At 44.1% G+C, this 17,948-nt stretch carries 14 protein-coding genes; 7 read left to right on the top strand and 7 right to left on the bottom strand.

Annotated features, from left to right (window positions below):
- The first annotated feature begins 424 nt into the window (after positions 1–424).
- Positions 425–2,896: a phenylalanine--tRNA ligase subunit beta gene (gene pheT, locus QZ938_RS21695; protein WP_293353200.1), complete on the top strand. Its 2,472-nt coding sequence runs from the start codon at positions 425–427 to the stop codon at positions 2,894–2,896.
- Between the two features lie 145 nt (positions 2,897–3,041).
- Here the strand turns inward: pheT and QZ938_RS21690 are convergent, their stop codons facing one another.
- Positions 3,042–3,434: a Uma2 family endonuclease gene (locus QZ938_RS21690; RefSeq protein ID WP_293353198.1), complete on the bottom strand. Its 393-nt coding sequence runs from the start codon at positions 3,432–3,434 to the stop codon at positions 3,042–3,044.
- Positions 3,403–3,615, bottom strand: coding sequence for a hypothetical protein (locus QZ938_RS21685; RefSeq protein WP_293353196.1), 213 nt, complete (start codon positions 3,613–3,615; stop codon positions 3,403–3,405). Before QZ938_RS21685 ends, QZ938_RS21690 begins: the two co-directional genes overlap by 32 nt.
- A gap of 198 nt (positions 3,616–3,813) precedes the next feature.
- Here QZ938_RS21685 and QZ938_RS21680 point away from each other — a divergent pair, with 198 nt between their 5' ends.
- The 4 genes from QZ938_RS21680 to QZ938_RS21665 all read left to right on the top strand — a co-directional run bounded on the left by QZ938_RS21680 (position 3,814) and on the right by QZ938_RS21665 (position 11,319).
- Positions 3,814–4,083, top strand: a complete 270-nt coding sequence (locus QZ938_RS21680) for a YciI family protein (RefSeq protein ID WP_293353194.1) — start codon at positions 3,814–3,816, stop codon at positions 4,081–4,083.
- A 13-nt stretch (positions 4,084–4,096) separates the two neighbouring features.
- The gene (locus QZ938_RS21675) at positions 4,097–7,135 is read left to right on the top strand and encodes a hypothetical protein (protein ID WP_293353192.1); all 3,039 of its coding nucleotides are present in this window, start codon (positions 4,097–4,099) and stop codon (positions 7,133–7,135) included.
- On the top strand, positions 7,125–10,784 hold the full coding sequence (locus tag QZ938_RS21670; protein ID WP_293353190.1) for a helicase-related protein: 3,660 nt from the start codon (positions 7,125–7,127) through the stop codon (positions 10,782–10,784). Before QZ938_RS21675 ends, QZ938_RS21670 begins: the two co-directional genes overlap by 11 nt.
- Positions 10,785–10,860: 76 nt before the next feature.
- A complete protein-coding gene (locus tag QZ938_RS21665; protein WP_293353189.1) occupies positions 10,861–11,319 on the top strand; it encodes a peroxiredoxin in 459 nt (152 codons plus the stop codon).
- A gap of 148 nt (positions 11,320–11,467) precedes the next feature.
- On the opposite strand, the gene raiA is transcribed toward QZ938_RS21665, so the two are convergent.
- Positions 11,468–12,121: a ribosome-associated translation inhibitor RaiA gene (gene raiA, locus QZ938_RS21660; RefSeq protein ID WP_293149866.1), complete on the bottom strand. Its 654-nt coding sequence runs from the start codon at positions 12,119–12,121 to the stop codon at positions 11,468–11,470.
- 151 nt (positions 12,122–12,272) lie between these two features.
- Between raiA and lipB the strand changes: the two genes are divergently transcribed.
- Positions 12,273–13,088 carry a lipoyl(octanoyl) transferase LipB gene (lipB, locus tag QZ938_RS21655; protein WP_363318873.1) on the top strand — a complete coding sequence of 272 codons (816 nt, stop codon included), beginning with the start codon at positions 12,273–12,275 and terminating at the stop codon, positions 13,086–13,088.
- 120 nt (positions 13,089–13,208) lie between these two features.
- On the opposite strand, the gene QZ938_RS21650 is transcribed toward lipB, so the two are convergent.
- The 3 genes from QZ938_RS21650 to QZ938_RS21640 form a co-directional block, all read right to left on the bottom strand.
- Positions 13,209–13,760: a single-stranded DNA-binding protein gene (locus QZ938_RS21650; RefSeq protein ID WP_293353188.1), complete on the bottom strand. Its 552-nt coding sequence runs from the start codon at positions 13,758–13,760 to the stop codon at positions 13,209–13,211.
- 241 nt (positions 13,761–14,001) lie between these two features.
- Positions 14,002–16,545, bottom strand: a complete 2,544-nt coding sequence (locus QZ938_RS21645; RefSeq protein WP_293149860.1) for a mannose-1-phosphate guanyltransferase — start codon at positions 16,543–16,545, stop codon at positions 14,002–14,004.
- A 302-nt stretch (positions 16,546–16,847) separates the two neighbouring features.
- Complete coding sequence (locus QZ938_RS21640; RefSeq protein WP_293353186.1) at positions 16,848–17,132, bottom strand: hypothetical protein; 285 nt, start codon at positions 17,130–17,132, stop codon at positions 16,848–16,850.
- A gap of 19 nt (positions 17,133–17,151) precedes the next feature.
- On the opposite strand from QZ938_RS21640, the gene QZ938_RS21635 reads away from it, so the two are divergent.
- Positions 17,152–17,349: a hypothetical protein gene (locus QZ938_RS21635; protein ID WP_293353184.1), complete on the top strand. Its 198-nt coding sequence runs from the start codon at positions 17,152–17,154 to the stop codon at positions 17,347–17,349.
- Between the two features lie 11 nt (positions 17,350–17,360).
- On the opposite strand, the gene QZ938_RS21630 is transcribed toward QZ938_RS21635, so the two are convergent.
- Positions 17,361–17,843: an RNA-guided endonuclease InsQ/TnpB family protein gene (locus QZ938_RS21630; protein ID WP_367181846.1), complete on the bottom strand. Its 483-nt coding sequence runs from the start codon at positions 17,841–17,843 to the stop codon at positions 17,361–17,363.
- Positions 17,844–17,948: the final 105 nt, after the last annotated feature.

Here is a 17,948-nt window from a genome sequence, read left to right as displayed (position 1 = left end):
TAGATTATCCTTGAAGATAGTTTAAAGACTTGCTAAAGTTGTCCTTTTTTGTGTAAAGTCTTTCTAAACTTAAGTGCTTTTTGCGCTGTTAGATGTTTCTAGCATACCTCATTCTCTGATTGAGAATGTTACTCATCCGACCGCAGTCACGGACATGAGTGCGCGATCGCTCGTTTTTGCTGATATCTACCACAATCGTCTTGACAAATTTTAATTTGTATGGTATGAACAGTTTTCTCGAATAAATTCTCGGACTGCACAGTCGAAGCCCGCCGGCGTAGACTAATCAAAGGCAGAGAGCGAGAGAGGGAGAGGTTTTGATGAGTTTTCCTACGGCATTGAAATATACAATTTAAATGCAGTACAGCTTATCGAGCACTGACAACTAACTACCGAGCACGGACAACTAACTACTGACAAAATTATGCGTATTTCTCTAAACTGGCTGCGGGAATTGGTCGATGTGACGAGTTCCCCGGAAGAATTAGCCGAAACCCTGACAATGGCAGGATTTGAAGTCGAAGAAATCGAAGACAGGCGTGCATGGGCTGACGGCGTAGTATTGGGCAAAATAGTCGCCTGCGAACAACATCCCAACGCTGACAAATTGAGAGTTTGTCAAGTTGATGTCGGCAAACCTGAAGCCTTAAATATTGTGTGCGGCGCACCCAATGCGAGGGCAGATATTTATGTACCTGTAGCCGTTGTCGGTACTTTTTTATCCACGATAGATCTGAAAATTAAACCTGCTAAATTGCGCGGCGTTCCTTCGGAAGGAATGATTTGCTCTCTCGCCGAATTGGGATTGTCGAAGGAATCAGCAGGAATTCATATTTTTGAACTTGAAAATCCCGAATTGGGTCGCGATATTCGCCCGCTTTTAGGTTTAGATGATGTGATTCTAGACTTGACAGCAACTGCGAACCGTGCAGATGCTTTAAGCATGGTGGGTGTAGCCCGGGAAGTGGCGGCATTAACTGGCGCAAGTTTGAGAATTCCGACAACTAATGATGTGGCGATTCATGGCGAAGAAAGTCCCAATTTAGCAGTAGAAATATCGGAACCGCAAGGATGCCCGATTTACATTGGCACGGAAATCTCAGGAGTGAAAATTGCACCGTCTCCGGCTTGGTTGCAGCAGCGATTGCAGGCGGCGGGAGTGCGACCGATTAGTAATGTGGTTGATGTAACCAATTACATTTTACTGGAGTGGGGACAACCGCTGCACGCTTTCGATCGCGATCGCCTACAATCTTTCACCGGCAATCAAGATATCAACATCGGTGTCCGCTTTGCCAAACCAGGCGAATCCTTCAAAACCTTGGACGGACAAAACCGCAATTTGCAAGCACAAAATCTATTGATTACTGCTAGCGACAAACCCGTAGCCTTAGCTGGGGTAATGGGTGGCGAAGATACGGAAGTTCACGAAGGCACGGAAAATTTAGTCTTAGAAGCAGCGATTTTTGACCAAGCAACAATTCGCCGTTCTGCCCGCGCTCAAGGCCTGCGGAGCGAGGCATCTATCCGCTACGAACGGGGTGTGAATCAGGCAGCTTTAACGACGGCGTGCGATCGCGCTATTGCCCTAATTTTGGAGTTGGCTGGCGGGAATGCGACGGTGCAGAAAACGGCGAGTTCGGGGGGAGATTTGAGTTTTTCGCGATCGCTCGAATTGCGTCTCGATCGCATAAACTTGGTGTTAGGACAGTTAAAAAGAGGAGCAACCGGCGGTTCTCCCTATCTGGAACCCGAGGAAGTAAAAAATATCCTCACAGCCCTGGGCTGCGAAGTTGTTCCGGCTGGAAAAGAACGAGTATTTGCGATAACTGTTCCGCCTTACCGCTACCGGGATTTAGAAAGGGAAATCGATTTAATCGAAGAAGTCGCGAGACTCCACGGTTACGACAATTTCTGCGATACTTTGCCTAGCGAAACAGAACCGGGCTATCTATCTCCAGAATACGCGCAATTGCGGAATGTGCGATCGGCTTTTCGGGCGGCCGGTTTGACAGAGTTGATGCACTATTCCTTAGTAAAAACCGAGGGAGACAATCAAGTAGTGCTAGCAAATCCGCTGTTTGTCGAGTATTCGGCATTGCGAACAGAAATGCTGTCAGGTTTGATCGATGCTTTCCAGTACAATTTGGAGCAAGGAAACGGCGCGCTCAATGGTTTTGAGGTCGGACGCATTTTTTGGAAAGAAGGGGATGCCAAGAAAGAATCAGATGCCGTAGCAGGGATTATTGGCGGCGACCCGACAGTGTGGAAATGGCAGCAATCCGGGCGCGATCGACCTTTGACTTGGTTTGAAGCGAAAGGTGTCCTAGAAAGTGTATTTCAGCAGTTGAGTTTGGCTGTAGAATATGCAAGCGATTCATCTAATCCGCGCCTGCATCCGGGCCGCACCGCCGCGCTATCGATCCCCCCCTACCCCCCCTTAGAAAAGGGGGAAAAAAAGCGGTTGGGAGTTTTCGGACAGTTACACCCGCAATTGCAGCAAGAAAAGGATTTGCCGGAACAGGTTTACGTGTTTCAATTAGATTTAGCAGTGTTGTTGGATGAATTAGGTCGATCGAACAACTCGACTCGCAAATTCGCAGGTTATTCGAGTTTCCCGGCTTCTGACAGAGACATCGCATTTTTCGCACCCGTGGAAGTTCCAGTAGTTGAGATGCAGGGCGCGATGAAGCAGGCGGCGGGTAGCTTGCTCGATTCCGTGGAACTCTTCGACGAGTATCGCGGGGAAAACGTACCGGCGGGACAACGTAGTTTAGCATTTCGGTTGATTTATCGATCGGGCGATCGAACATTAAGCGAAACCGATGTCGAACCAGCACAACAAAAAGTGCGCGATGTTTTAGTCGAGAAATTCGGCGTTAGTTTGAGAAGCTAATTGTAGGGTGCGTAGCCATGAGATTTTCGATATTTAGTGAGGGATTTTTGATGGCGACGCACCCTACGGCTATACCTGGGAACTTTCTTCAACCCACGAAGGTGGGTTTTGTTTGTGTAGACGCGGTTTCCAACCGCCGGGAAACTCAATTCGTCACTAAAGGCCGCAACATATCCCGAACCATAAATGAAACATCAGGAAATTGCAAAGGAGAAATACTCGCATCATCCCCAAGAACTGCTATACTTTGGTAACCATCTTGACTCGGTTCTCGAAATACATGAAGTTGGCGATCGCAAACATCTAATACCCAATAATCTGCAATTCCTGACAGAGCGTAAATTGTCGCTTTTATCCCCAAATCAGTTCTTAGCGTAGTATCCGCAACCTCAATAATCAGATAAACTTCAGACGGAGTTGGATGACACTCTTCATAATAAAGTGGATCTGGTACAACCAGAGCAAGATCTGGTTCCGGTTCCGAGTTATCATTTAACCGAACAGGATTATTGAGGCAGATTAATACCAAAGAACCCAAAAATTTTTTTTATTAGTTCTACTGTTCGTTTCAATACTGCACAATGTGGTGGACTTTTGACAGCCTTATTAACTATCTGTCCTCCTAACAATTCTACTCGTTCATCTTCATCAAGAATCCCAATTTCCGCCATTAGGTGATATTCTTGAACCGTCAACAGGCGAACGTCTAATAAAGTCATAGCTTGCTCCTCTATGAATTTAGTAATATCCTAGTATTATAACCTACAGACAAGCCAACAAACCCCTCTCTTTCCCCTCTTCCTCTGCGCCCTCTGCGGTCTCTGCGGTTAAAAAATCTTATCCTAAAAAAAATCATCAAATCCTGCTACACTTATTGTACAATAAATTTTAAACAAATTCATCCAAGGCTCAAAACCGTGACCAAATATGTAATGTGGGGAAGCTACTGCGAAAACGTCCTCGAAAAACGTGCTCCATTTCGAGATGCTCATTTAGCCGGATTAGCTAAGCAGAAGGAATCGGGAGTATTAAGTGCGATCGGGCCAACCAAAGACTTAACCAAAGTTTTTGCAATATACGAAGCAGAAAGTGAGGCGGCTGTGCGAGAATTAGTTGAAACCGATCCTTATTGGGTAAATGGGGTTTGGACAGAATACGATATTAAAGAGTGGATTCAAGCTTTTTAAAGGAGTTAACAGGGTGAACATCTTAAGACTAGGCGACGACGATTTAGTTCCACTAGACTACGGCGATTTGCTGGACAAAATTTTAGAAGTTTTGCAGACTCAAAACCCGTTTAGCGTATCAGAAGACCGCCGCCGCTTGCTAATTGATATTGATGCTATTGCTGCGGATGTTTCCCGCAAGCAAGTGCGGCAACCCTTGGGTTCTTTAGAACGTCAAGCAGATTCTGCCACTGTTAACTTACCGCCGGAAATTGAAGAGAATTTTGGCAGTCAAGTCAGACATATTAGAGAGTGTTTGCGGCAACATTTAGAATTAAAACTGCCTTCAAACACTTCTATCGAAAGCTTTGTCGCTAATTTGATTAGCCCCTTAGACTCACCATCTTTTCGGGGAAACGGCCAAGAATTAGGCTTTAAATACGATTTTGGCACCCGCCACCCTTCTTTAGAAAAAGAAAGGCTAACTTTAGAAAGCCGAGGTGCTGGAAGCAATGCAGCTTTAAAATTGCATAAATTGACCGTTACCGTCCGCAATACTGATATTTTTGCACAAGAACTCAAGCAGGGTTTGCAAAATTATATCAATGAAAATGCCGAGAGTAACGACGACCAGCAAGAACTAAACCATCGTCTTGATGAGATGGTTAAAAATCCTGACTCTGATTTCCACAAATTAATCCGACTGGTAGACAAAGAAACGATCGGAAAAATCCAAAAAGAAGCCAAGATTACTTACTTGGAATACCTGCTAGAACACATCCGCGCTAGCAGTACAGATACTGTAGGCATCATCTATTTAGAAGACTTGATTCGCCGCCTCAGATTGATAGAAGAATACATCAACGACCCAAATAAATCCGATGGCAACTACGAAGTTAATTATGGTGGTGTCCGAGTTAATTACCGCGAGATATTTGCCCGATCCGAATTTTTAGATGCACTGCCAATTATTCCGATTGTAGCAGGTTACTTGGGAGAAAGTACAGATAATTCTCGTAACGAACGCAAGTTTATCTTTGGGCTCAAAATCAAATTTGATAACTCAGTGCAAGCGCGGGGTGGAAAGGACGTATTTGAATATAATCTAAATCTCCTAAATCCAGATAGTGAAGAACATCAAGCAGAATTTGCTGAGGATTATAATCCCGAAACCTTCGTCCGCAAACTGTTAAAAATAGCATTGCTCTACTATTTTGTGCTTGCTTCCCGCAATGACCCACTAGCTCAAAATTACAACCCGGAATCTGAACTAAATCATCAGCCAAGAGCCATATTTGAACAAAGAGTATTGCCAGTTTTGGAAGGTTCTAATGATGAGGCAAAAAAAGAGCTTTTTCGCAACTTTATTAAAGGGCTTAATCAGTTTAATATAAAACACAAAATTACGCATTTGAGAAAAATGCTGAGAGGCTTTCTGGAGCGACAGACAATTTTGCCAAGCCGCACAGAAACGCGACACGTAAACCTCAAAATAGGTCTGGTAGAAGATATTGACAATATTTTGAAGTATGGTAAATTTTTCAACGAGATTATGGAGCGAAATTATAAGCAAACGCTCCATTATATTACCGTCAAAGAACCTAGTGTCGATGAAAAATCTATTTGTCAGCTACCAGTCAATATCAGCATCGAAGATGTCCGGTATTTCCCGACTGATGAACGCCAAAATTTCAGCATGGAATATAATATCAAAGACGTTGATATTTTGCCTGTACTTTCTGCGCCTAAAGCCCCTCGTTCTAGAGCCATCTACGAGAAACATTTTCAGACAAAATTAGTTGTATTTCCCTATGACGACAGACGACTAGATGGCGGTGATAAAGGTTTACAACCTGCGGCAATTTTTGTCTATAAGTTTACCATGGTACTGCTCTCCTATATCTGTCTGAGGATATTGCTCGAAAATACTGCGGACAACTTATTTATTCCGATGGTGAGACTTCACGAAGGTGACAAAAAAAATCCTTCGCCGTCAGAAGTGTTTATGGCAAATCTTTCTAAAACATTGTCTCATATTTTGAGTGAAAAACAACGCTCAACTTCTCAAGGATTTCGGATTAAAAAAACGCCTAATGGTTACACAATTCGTAACGGCTTGAGTTCCCTGTATTCAATCCTTCCTAAAAAGTTTCGCTTCCACGACAATGTACAGCTAGCTCCCGAGTTAGACAAGCTAGCAATTATTGTGGTTTCCAGCCGAGATAGTGATGCGAAAAGAAGCAATCAAAACCGCTTTCAAAGACAAGCCAGCTTAATCGGAGAAGTTGTCGGAATCAATCGCCTAGACGACAGCACAATGCAAGTCGAAATGCTGAAAACACTTTCCGAAAATTACAGTGTCAGCCGTCTTTATTCTGAGCCGTTAATCCTTGAAGATGCAATGAGTCAGCTTTATCAGCAAGGATATCGGAATTTTGCATATATTTCGCAAGCACCTTACATGAGTACGCTGCATATTACTCAGACAGAGGAAGATGAGGAATTGTCCTTCATGTCCAAAAAACTGCTCCGAACTTTGAAGGGAGAGAGGCGAGATATCAAGATTTATCCGATATTTTTTGACAAATACTATGTGCGTAGCTTCCTAGGCGATAAAGGAAAATCCTTTTATATTCACGATGCGATGGAGCTGGAAAACTTGTTTTCAGATACCAGCCAGCAAGCTGTGATGTTTTTCAACTTGTTTAACGGGATAAAAGTTAAGGAGGAAAAGAATTTTTACAACGGCGTGATTTCCTACTCGACGCTATTGCATATATACGAAGGCATTCTGGATGACCAAGACATTCACCAAGGCTTAATTTATGACGGTGCAATTAAAGATACCATACTGCACTATTTAACTATATTCCATTTTTCTCGGTATGAAGCCCGTCACAATATTAGTTTAAAACTTGACCCTTACGAGCGGATTATCGGTGATGAGTCGGTTGGTGCTTTGTCGGTATTTAGTCATGCTGGCGGTAGCGCGGATTTTAATTCTCTGGCTTTTTTGAATAAGGTAAGAGAAGTATTGACTGTCGGTGAAGGAGGTACCAATCATGATTGGTGAAGATTTTGGACGGTTGTTTGAGGTGGGATTCAATATCGGGATTCTGGCATATATTCAGCGGCAAAATATAGCTCACAATTTCGGGGATTGTTACCGTTGGGATTTGCAGAACCTCCAATTGCCAAAAATGACAGCCGAAATAATCAGGGAAGCTAATCTGCTCGGTAGTTTGGATGCTAAAATTGTTGAGAAATGGAGTCTGTTTTTTGTCCAAAAAGGCTTTTTTAGCGGGTTGAATTTCTTCCGGGAGTACGTCAAATCTACAGGCGAAAATTTGCATCTGCTAAAAATTCTGTATTGTCAGTGCAGTTTTAGTTATGCTAACAGTATCAGAACCTACGATAAGACTGATGACACCGCGTTTAAGGAGCTATTATCTCAGTTTAAAATTGCGAAACCAAATTTATCAGACGATGAGATTAACTCCTACATCCGCCGCTACAAGAAAAAAGGCGAGTTTTTGCAAGCTGATACCCTGATTTTGTTGCAAAATGGTCAGGATTTTAGAATTCTCTGCGTTGATTTGTCTGTGTTTACTCCTCCGTTAGCTTCGGAGGCGGTAAATTTGGATGAAATAGAGGTGATGCGGAAGTCTTTGCTCAGAGAAATTAGCTATTTGCGATCGAAAAGTGTTTTTTCTAATCTGCGAATCGATACGAGCACATTAGGTGTTGATTTTTCGGAGGATTTAAAACGCTATTTTACGGCTTTTAAGTATAAGGATAAGGAAAGCGCTAAGTTGATTCAGGCTGGTAGCTATGCTCACAGCTTCTACGGTTTTCTGCAAACAACTGCTATGATTCCTGATGGTGCTGAGGTTTTGTTGAATGTTGTCGGTTATAGCGATCGCACAATTAGCGCAATTTCCCTCCGCAATGATAAAATTGACATCTTGGCGAATTGTGCCAAAATCTACCAGCAGGAAGCGAAAGATAAAGAAATTAACGCTGCTCGCGGTGAAGTTTTAGATGCGATCCAACTCAACGCGACTCGCAGTTTTCAAAATGGCAAAAAGTTTGTCAGCGATTTGTTGACGATTGGTAAAACTGCTACAACTGTCTGTCATACAGAGCGGATCGATAACTTTGTCAATTCCGTTGATATTATATCAGATAAATTGGCAGATGATTTGCAAATCGATCGCGGATTACACCTCAGAAATGCTCACGCTCAATTAATTGTCAAAGCACTAGAATCTGACGAAACTTACCTATTTTTGACTGGGAATCCGGGAATTGGGAAAACAACTGCGATCGCAAATTTCCTCAAAACCCATATAAACGACGGTTTCTTGTTCTTTTACGTCAGTCCCCGCAAGCAAGTCAACTTAGATATCATCGAAAAATTCATAGATAAAAAAACTGGTTTGTTGTGCGACGATAGATTGTTTTGTATCAACAGCAACGCCGATATCATCAACAGCAATTCTGGACACTGTACCGTCAACTACGCAGCCAATAACTATCACGAAAATTTTTACCAAAAAACTGTCCACTTCATCAACGACAGCGCAGAATTTCAGCGGAAGAAATACCACAATCCCCAACTCGAAAGGAAAGGAGAAACCGTAATTAAACCTAAGGTTGGTAAAACGAATGGAGTGCTAAATAGCGTTTGTGAGGGAATATATTCGCTCATCAATCAGAAGACATCGAACAATATCGTGGCTACCGTTTCCATTCAGTCTTTGAAGGTGACAGAAACAGGAAAAAATACCCTTCAGCATTTAGATAAAATATTTCAAGATGCTTACAACAAGGGGGAAAAAGCAGTCATTCCTCCTAAAATGCAAGAAATATCCAGCCGCATCAAACACATTTTTATTATGATCGATGAAATTACCGGAGACGACGGCGGCGTTGAGTTTCTGAATGGAATTCGTAGGCTGCTTAACAAATATAAGTTGCACAACTCAAAACATGGTTTTAACACTAAAATTATTGTAGCAGATGCTTCGATTGTTGACTCGGATGTGATTAAACAACACCTCAATGACACGTCACCGGAACCGGATAAAATTTATTTCAAAAAGCTACCAAAATATTCTGATACAATCCCGCCACTACAGGTTACTCCTTTTGAATTCCAACGGTTAGCTGCTAAAGTCATTAATACTAACTCCTATCCCGCCAGCAGTTTAGAGATAACTTACAAGGTGTTTGTAGAGGCTGTCAAATTCACTGAAGATATTTCTTTAAAACTAAATTATGATTTACAAAAACGGGTACAATCTCAAATAATTGAGGATATCAATCAGCGGTTAGAAATACCGGGAGTTGAACAAATTATCGTCTACATTCAGGATAAGCAAAGATTGGCGCAGTTGATTGATAAAATCCAAAATGAGCGAGAATTTAATCGCTATACCGATTATCTGGAAGTCCACGCGAATATCTCGGAAGAGGAAAAAGAGCAAATACAAAAGTGCAAAAATAAAGTTAAAGTAATCTTCATGACTGCATCGGGAAGTCGCGGCTTGTCTTTCCCGAAAACTAAGCATATTTTAGTAGATATTCCCCGCTTTCAGATTGAGAAAAATCTGATGGAGGCGATCCAAGTTATTTATCGGGGGCGTGGGGAAGATGATGATGGTAATACGCTGGATGGTGAAGCTAAGGAGTTGGTTTTTTACTTATCTGATACAGCAGTTTACTATGCTGATGATGCGGAACTTTCGCTACAGGAAAGCAAGTTGAGTTTGTTGAATTTGCTGCTAATTCTGAAGACGGCGGTGATGACGCGGATTTTGGGATATGGATATTTGGGTAGGGAAAAATTTTTGATGATTCCGATTGGTGGAAAGTCGATTTCGGCTGTGGGCGATACTTTTAGTAGTAAGATTTCTAGTCTGATTAAAGCATTGAAAAGTGAACATCGCAGCCGCCCAGGAAATGTATTTTTTAAGGAGGTTTATGAGGGGCTGGAGGAGCTTTTGAGCCGTGGGGAGTTTGTTCTTAAAAAATCTGATAAGTCTCGTGAAAAAGGCAATTCTTACCTGGAAATGCGGGAGGAGTTTAATCGTTATTTTTTGCAGATGTGCAATCCTCTTGAGGGTTTGCTGGGTTATGGGAATCTAGAGATTGGTCATGTTTTGGGGAGTTTGTTATTAGTTCCTTTGGCTGATACAAGTTTAGATGAAAACTATCAGATGCGACTGAATGGGGAAATTAGGAAATGTTTGGAGAATCAGTTGCTGAAAAAAATGGAGATGGTTAGGGATAGCAAATCTTCTCCTGAGAATGTAAAATCGGCTATTAGGGGTGGTGCGATCGAGCTTTTGCAGTTTCTGAACGACGATTTGCAGAAAACTCAGTATTTCCAGCAACAGAGTCAGCAGTTCGATCGCTATTATGCTATACCTTTGTTTGCTTTTGTCAGCGGGGACCAGATGCAGGAGTATTTTGCAGGCACGAGGCTGGAGGAACCGGAGGATCGGATGTTTCGGGATATTCTGTCGGCTTATGTGCGATCGACCTATCCTATAGACAGTGTAATGCCGATCGGGCATAAGTATCGCGAATTCCCGTTTATCGTGTTTAGAAGCTACAGTTTAGAGCAAAGTCGAGCTAAGATGTTCACAGATAAGTACCTGTTGAGTTCCAACGAGTTAAACGTGCTCAACTTAATTTTATCAAAAAATGTCAATTAACCCATCTGCCGTTGAAAATCCTCTTCCGCTAACTACTGTACAATAACTAAAAAGCAAAAAACTCAGTTAAATAAATATGACTGTCAAAGTAGGAGACATCGCACCGGATTTTAGCTTATCATCTCAAACTGGCTCATCAGTCAGTCTCAAGGATTTTAAAGGCAAAAAAAATGTCATCGTCTACTTTTACCCCAAAGATGACACGCCCGGATGTACTGCGGAAGCTTGCGCTTTTCGTGATAGTTATGAAGTTTTCAAAGATGCAGGTGCAGAAGTAATTGGGATTAGCGATGATTCGCAGCAGTCTCACCAAAAATTCGCCACCAAATATCAATTACCTTTCACATTGTTGAGCGATACAGGCAATAAAGTTCGGCAATTGTACGGGGTTCCAGCTACCATGTGGATTATGCCCGGTAGAGTGACTTATGTCATTGATAAGCAAGGTGTTGTCAAGCATATTTTTGACTCGATGTTGGATTTTAAGGCGCACGTTTCGGAATCTCTCAAAACTTTGGAAAGTATTAAAAGTTAGATATGATTGGATCGGAATGATTTAACCACAGAGAGCGCAGAGAACACAGAGGAAGAGTGAGACAGAGACAAAGCAAAAACTGAAGTCCTCACTACGAACCTTTGGTTTGTAGTAAGGACTTTAGTCCTCTATTGCTGATAGCAATTATCTAACCTTTTGCAGCAACTGATTTTTCAGGTGCTGCGCTTTCGGCAGTTTTGCCATTTTTGCTATGCCCGTTACCGTTGGCATTTCGTGGTTGGATAACTCCATAGCCGCCGTGAGTCTTGCGTTGGTAGAGTACGTTAATTTCGCCTGTTTCCGCATTACGGAACATATAGAAATCGTGATCGATAATCTCTAATTGTTCCAAGGCTTCTTGCACAGTCATCGGAGGCATGGCAAAATACTTTGTCCTGACTACCTCGGCTGGAAGTTCGGGAGTTCGATCGCCAATCAAATCTGCTACTACAGGATGTTCTTCAACTGCCGTAACTGTTTTGACACTACTCTGGGTCTTGTTGTCGTGGCGTTTTTCCTTAAATTTCCGCAGTTGACGAGCTATCTTGTCTGCTACCAAATCGATGCTAGCATACAGGCTTTCCGTGCTTTCCTCAGCCCGAATCACGCTGCCGTTAGCATAAATAGTCACCTCAGCAGTCTGCTTAGGATTGATCCTGGGGTTACGAGCCACCGATAGATGGATATCCACTTCCGTCGTCAAAGTTTGAAAATGGCTGACTGCCTTTTCAACCTTTTGATTTACGTACTCGCGAATCGCATCGGTGATTTCTATATTTTTACCCTGGATAACAAGCTTCATAGAGCTCCCTCCCTTCTCTAACGTGGGTATAGTTTATACAATAGCACTATGTATTCTAGAAAACACTCATCTTACAAATCTTTTTTTATCTGTTGACAATTCTTGATTTTAACTGCGTAAATATTCCGTAAAAACACTCTTGATTTTTTTCATGCTTTCCCCTCTCAGCCATAAACCTCTGATCCCTGAACCGTGCTTGCTCTTCGATTGGGGACAAGTACCCTACTCCCAAGCTTGGGAAGTCCAGCAAAAACTGGTGCAAGAACGCCGGGACAATCCTGATTTGCCTGATGTGCTGATTTTGCTGGAACATCCGCCTGTTTACACTTTGGGGCTGGGATCGAAGTTGGAATTTCTGAAGTTCGATCCAAGCCAAACTCATGCGGAGTTGCACCGAGTTGAGCGGGGCGGCGAGGTGACTTATCATTGTCCGGGCCAGTTGGTGGGCTATCCGATTTTAAATTTGCGCCGCCACCAGCAGGATTTGCACTGGTATTTGCGACAGTTGGAGGAAGTGCTGTTGAGTGTGTTGGAAGTTTTCGGGCTGAAGGGTTCGCGGGTTCCGGGAATGACTGGGGTTTGGGTGGATGGGTGCAAGGTGGGTGCGATCGGGATTAAAGTCAGTCGCTGGATTACTATGCACGGTTTTGCTTTGAATGTTTGCCCGGATCTGTCAGGTTTTGGGCAAATTGTACCTTGCGGGATTCCCGATCGACCGGTTGGCAGTTTAGAGCAATTTATACCGGGAATTGAACTCGATAGAGTTAGGGCGATCGTTGTTGCTGAGTTTGCTCGCGTTTTTGGGGTGGAAATTGTGCGATCGGATCGGGAAATTGTGCGATCGGATCAAACGGCGGTTGAAACCGCGTCTACAAAAACGAGGACGGCGGTTGAAACCGCGTCTACAAAAACGAGGACGGCGGTTGAAACCGCGTCTACAAAAACGAAGTCTGCCTCCGCAGACTGAAGAAAAGAACGTAAATTTAACCACCCGTTTTTCAACCCGCGGAGGCGGGTTTTGCCTGTGTAGACGCGGCTCTATTCGCCGTCGGCTCTATTCGCCGTCGGCTCTATTCGCCGTCGGCTCTTAAAACGGAATCGGATCGTAATCTGGATTGTCAGCTTCGGTTGAGGAACCAGGCTTGCGATCGGACTCAGAAGACTGATGCGAGTTCCAATCAGAACTAGACGGGCGGTTAGCAGGGGCTGGAGCGTTGTTAGAACTGCGACCTCGGGAACTCATGGGAACCACATTGCTCGGCACATTAGCCGGGGCGCTGTCGCGAATTTGAGCGGGTTCGGGGGCGGTTCTAGCTGCGGGTGCAGCGCTCATCGCATCGGCGCCGAGAGTGTAAATTCTTTGGGCTGTCAGTTCAGCGCGCTTTTCTTTCATACCATCTCTGTCGATCGTATTCATACCCAGCCGCCCTTCAATAATCACGCGATCGCCCTCGCGATATTTTTCGTGAATTTCTTGAGCTAAATTGCCCCATCCTATCACTTTCAAATGTTCTGGCGGATCTTCAGGTCTCGACCCTGGAAACTGCACCAGCATCTCAGCAATTGGAACTTGATTGTCTGGAGTATAACGGAGTTGCGGTGGTTGAATTATTTCCGCCATTAAAATGCAGCTATTCATAACTTAAATGGGAATTGGGCATTGGGAATTGGGCATTGGCCAAACAGGGCATTGGGCATTGGGAATTGGGCATTGGGCATTGGTTATTAGTTGTTAGTTGTTAGTTGTTAGTTGTTAGTTATTAGTTGTTAGTTGTTAGTTTTTGGTTATTGATTATAATAATTAATCACCGATTAGTAATAACCAATTCCATAACCAATAACCAATAACCAGTAACCAATAACAACCAACAAATAACCAATTAACTATTCCCAAATTTATCTTGTCGAACCGCCGCCTCGCTTTGGGTCACAAAATCGTGAACGAGGGCGCGGTACTCTTTCAAAGTTTCGGATACCCAATCTCTGTCCTCGCTGTTGGCGAAGATATGAACGGTGGGTTCGCTAGCATCGGGCAAAACTAATACCCAATTGTCGTCGCTGTAGTTAAAAATCTTCACTCCATCTATTAATTCTAAACGATCGGGCGAATGAGTTTCTACCAAATGCCGCATGAGCGAACCTTTTACCGTCCAAGGACAGCGGACGCTGTAACTGCGGTGGGTGACGCGGGGAAGTTCCGCTTTGATCTGTCCGAGCGATCGCTCCTGAATCGTCATCATTTCTATCACTTTAGCAATGCAGAACATTCCGTCAAACCCCGGATGCAATTGCGGGAAAATAAAACCCATATTGCCACTACCGCCCAAAACCACATTCGGGTTCCTGTTAGAGGCTTCCATCAATGCAGTTGGGTTTGCCTTAGTGCGGATTACCTTGCTTTGATAGCGACGGGCGATCGCCTCCACCGCAGAAGACGCATTCACCGGTACTACTACTGTACCTCTGGGATGGGAAGTCAGCATCAAATTTACCATCAGCGCCGTCAGCATTTCCCCACGAATCGCTATTCCCGACTCGTCTACCAAAATGAGCTGTTCGCCGTTCGCCGACACCTGCACGCCAAAATTAGCGCTGAGTGCTTTTACCACCCGGCCGAGTTGGTCGAGCAAATATTCCCGTTCTCCGTTGCTCAGAGAAGTCTGCTTGAGACTGGCATTGAGTACCACCGCATCACAGCCGAATTTGGCGAGCATTTGCGGCAGAATTGCTCCGGAAACCGCATAAACGTAATCGATCACTACCTTAGAATTGCTGTAGCGAATTGCCTCAACATTCATCTGCCGCTCAAACATCCGGTTGTAAACGTCGAGTGCTTGGTTAAAGTACGACATATCTCCAATTTCAGGAATCAGAGCCCTACGCAAATCTTCCTTAAAATAAGCGCCCTCGATTTTTTTCTCCGCAGCTTTAGTGATATTGATGCCTTTGATATCGAAGAATTCAATTAAAATGTGGTCGGAGCGATCGGGCGAAATCCGAACGTGAATGCCACCAGCAATTGAGATCGTAGACGAAACCGTCCGCGCGATCGGAATTGCCGTCGATTCCAAATTGACCACATTAATTCCCACCGACATCAAACCCGCAATCAAAGATCTCGAAACCATCCGCGAAATACTGCGCTGATCCCGAGAAACCGATACCGAAGCCCCTGGTTTCAATGTTGAGCCGTAAGCCGCGCCCAATTTCACGGCAAATTCCGGGGTAATATCCACATTGGCCAGTCCTTGAACGCCCCGCTGGCCGAACAAATTCCGTTTAGCTTGTTCTCCCCAAATTAAATTTTGATTCAACAGAGCGCCGGATTCAATATTTTTGCTCGGCCAGACTCGCACGGAAGGGCCGATTTGCGCCTCTTCTCCGACAATGGACATCGAACCGACTACAGCACCTTCGAGGACGTGGGCGCGCCTGTCTACGCGGGTACTGCGGCAAATCACGCAGGCCCTGAGATGAGCATCTTCGCCGATAATTGCTCCATTCCAGACGATCGGACGTTTGATGTTAGCGTCAGCCCCGACGGTCACATTATCTCCGATGACTGAACCGGCGTTAATTTTGACTCGGGCTCCAATTCGGCAATTGTTGCCGATCATGGCAGGTACTTCGACGATCGCGCTATCGTCAATAAAAGTATTTTGACCTACCCAAAGTCCCGATCGAACTTCGTCGTAGTAACTCAGATCCAGATTGACCTTTCCCCGCAGCGCGTCGTACTGAGCTTCCCGGTAAACATCCAACTGGCCCACATCGCACCAGTAACCCTCCGCGATGTAACCGTACATCGGCTCGTTTTTTTCCAACAGCAGCGGAAACAAGTCTTTCGAGAAGTCGCACTCTTGATTTGCGGGCAGGTAGTCCAATACTTCCGGTTCTAAAATGTAAGTGCCGGTATTGACGGTATCGGAGAAAATTTCGCTGCTAGAAGGCTTTTCCAGAAAGCGACTGATCCGGTGATTTTCTTCCGTAATTACTACCCCGAATTCCATTGGGTTGGGAACGCGAGTTAAAATTAACGTAGCTTTAGATTTATTGCTGCGGTGAAATTTGATAGCTTCTGTCAAGTCGAAGTCTGTGATGCTATCGCCGCTGATGACCAGAAAAGTTCGATCGAGCAATTCCGCAATATTTTTGACACAACCAGCCGTACCCAGCGGTTGGTCTTCCTCCACAGCGTAGGTCATTTGAACGCCAAAGTCTGTCCCGTCGGTAAAATATTCGCGCATGACATCGGGAAGGTAGTGCAGCGTCGCAATAATTTCCGTAATATTATGCCTTTTTAGCAAATTGATAATGTGTTCTGCGATCGGGCGATTCAGAATCGGCACCATCGGTTTGGGTAAATCGCACGTCAGGGGTCTGAGCCTCGTTCCCGACCCCCCAGCCATCAGCACAGCACGCATAAACAATCCTCCTTACTTAGAAACCTCTCTACCGTTATTGTCCGCTAGAAAAAGCTTGCCTGCTGTAACCTGTGGGGTACTAACTATCAGTGTTAATTATCTTTGAGTTATCCCACGTCTCAGAAATCCAAGAAAGGGAAGCCGTCCCCCAACAGCCAGCGATTTCAACTTTTGGGCGGGATCTGAGAAATAGCGCGATCGAACTCCGATTTGTAGGGAATGTTGCGTAAATCCTCCATCTTGCACCCTGAAAGGTATCTTCTTGGCTTTTATAGCAACCGCACCCGACGACTGAAGCGTTCTTAATTGCTAAAACCCTTGCTGAATATTGCTTCTTGTTTTTTCCTTCCTCCTTCTGCCTTCTGCCTTCTGCCTTCTGCCTTCTTCCTTCTTCCTTCTTCCTTCTTCCTTCTTCCTTCTTCCTTCTTCCTTCTTCCTTCTGCTATATTTTTCAGTCTGTGGCGATCGGGGATTTTCAAGTCTCTAGCTGAAGGTAGAATTACAAGGGCGTATCTCTGCACCAGAGCAGTTGAAAAATGATAGATTAAGAATAGCGATACAGGCTCGCTGACGAAAAATCCAATCACTCGCTTAGGGGGTTATTTAATGGAACCGTTAATTGGATTAGTGTTGCTAGTCGCTTACGGCGGCGGTATTTGGAAATTTTGGAATGGTTTCGATCGCACTAACTTCGAGAAAAGTTTTGCAAATAGGCTGAAACTGTCGCTGCTGTGGCCCGCGTTAATTTTTAATAAGCCTTACCGTCAAAACTTTACAAAAGCACTCAAAGGCTCTAGAAGTTGACACTCTCCGCTCTAAAGAGACGGGGATTCTTTCATCACAGGGAGCCTAGTAGCTTTACCCTCTGAAAGCATCTTGACGGTATGCCCTACCGCTGCAAGCCCACGCTGGACTACTACCTGCGCTGCTGCTACATCTCTATCTGCTTCATATCCACACTCAGGACATTGATGAATTCTTAAGCTCAAAGGCTTCTTTCCTGTATGAGTCTGGCACTGAGGGCAGGTTTGAGATGTACCATTTTTATCTACCTTTAAGAAAAATACATCTTTCTTGAAACAAACATATTCCAGAATAGATAGAAATTGTCCAAATCCCCCATCTAGAGTGTGCTTGCAGAGCATCTCTTTTGCCATTGCTTTGACATTCAAATCTTCAGCAAATATCATTCCTGCTTGATTACAGAGATGATGGGCGGTTTTGAAATGGAAATCCTTCCTACTGTCACTGATATGTTGATGGTATCTTGCTACTTTTTTTTGGCGTTGCTGAATCAAGGTATGAATGCTCCAGGAATGGGAATATCGTCAAACTTCAAGTAATGTATTAATAATTTAATAGAATGCTTGAGCATTTCCTCACATTTAGAATAACAAAGAGTC

Source organism: Microcoleus sp. CAWBG27, assembly GCF_020883145.1.
Lineage (GTDB): Bacteria > Cyanobacteriota > Cyanobacteriia > Cyanobacteriales > Microcoleaceae > Microcoleus.
This window is presented reverse-complemented; position numbering and strand designations above follow the sequence as displayed.

Excerpts from the sequence above, each read along its gene's own strand:
- QZ938_RS21650 (WP_293353188.1), bottom strand. The coding sequence starts at position 13,760 with ATGAATAGCTGCATTTTAATGGCGGAAATAATTCAACCACCGCAACTC.
- pheT (WP_293353200.1), top strand. The coding sequence starts at position 425 with ATGCGTATTTCTCTAAACTGGCTGCGGGAATTGGTCGATGTGACGAGT.
- QZ938_RS21685 (WP_293353196.1), bottom strand. The coding sequence starts at position 3,615 with ATGACTTTATTAGACGTTCGCCTGTTGACGGTTCAAGAATATCACCTA.
- QZ938_RS21670 (WP_293353190.1), top strand. The coding sequence starts at position 7,125 with ATGATTGGTGAAGATTTTGGACGGTTGTTTGAGGTGGGATTCAATATC.
- QZ938_RS21645 (WP_293149860.1), bottom strand. The coding sequence starts at position 16,545 with ATGCGTGCTGTGCTGATGGCTGGGGGGTCGGGAACGAGGCTCAGACCC.
- QZ938_RS21635 (WP_293353184.1), top strand. The coding sequence starts at position 17,152 with ATGGAACCGTTAATTGGATTAGTGTTGCTAGTCGCTTACGGCGGCGGT.
- lipB (WP_363318873.1), top strand. The coding sequence starts at position 12,273 with ATGCTTTCCCCTCTCAGCCATAAACCTCTGATCCCTGAACCGTGCTTG.
- raiA (WP_293149866.1), bottom strand. The coding sequence starts at position 12,121 with ATGAAGCTTGTTATCCAGGGTAAAAATATAGAAATCACCGATGCGATT.
- QZ938_RS21665 (WP_293353189.1), top strand. The coding sequence starts at position 10,861 with ATGACTGTCAAAGTAGGAGACATCGCACCGGATTTTAGCTTATCATCT.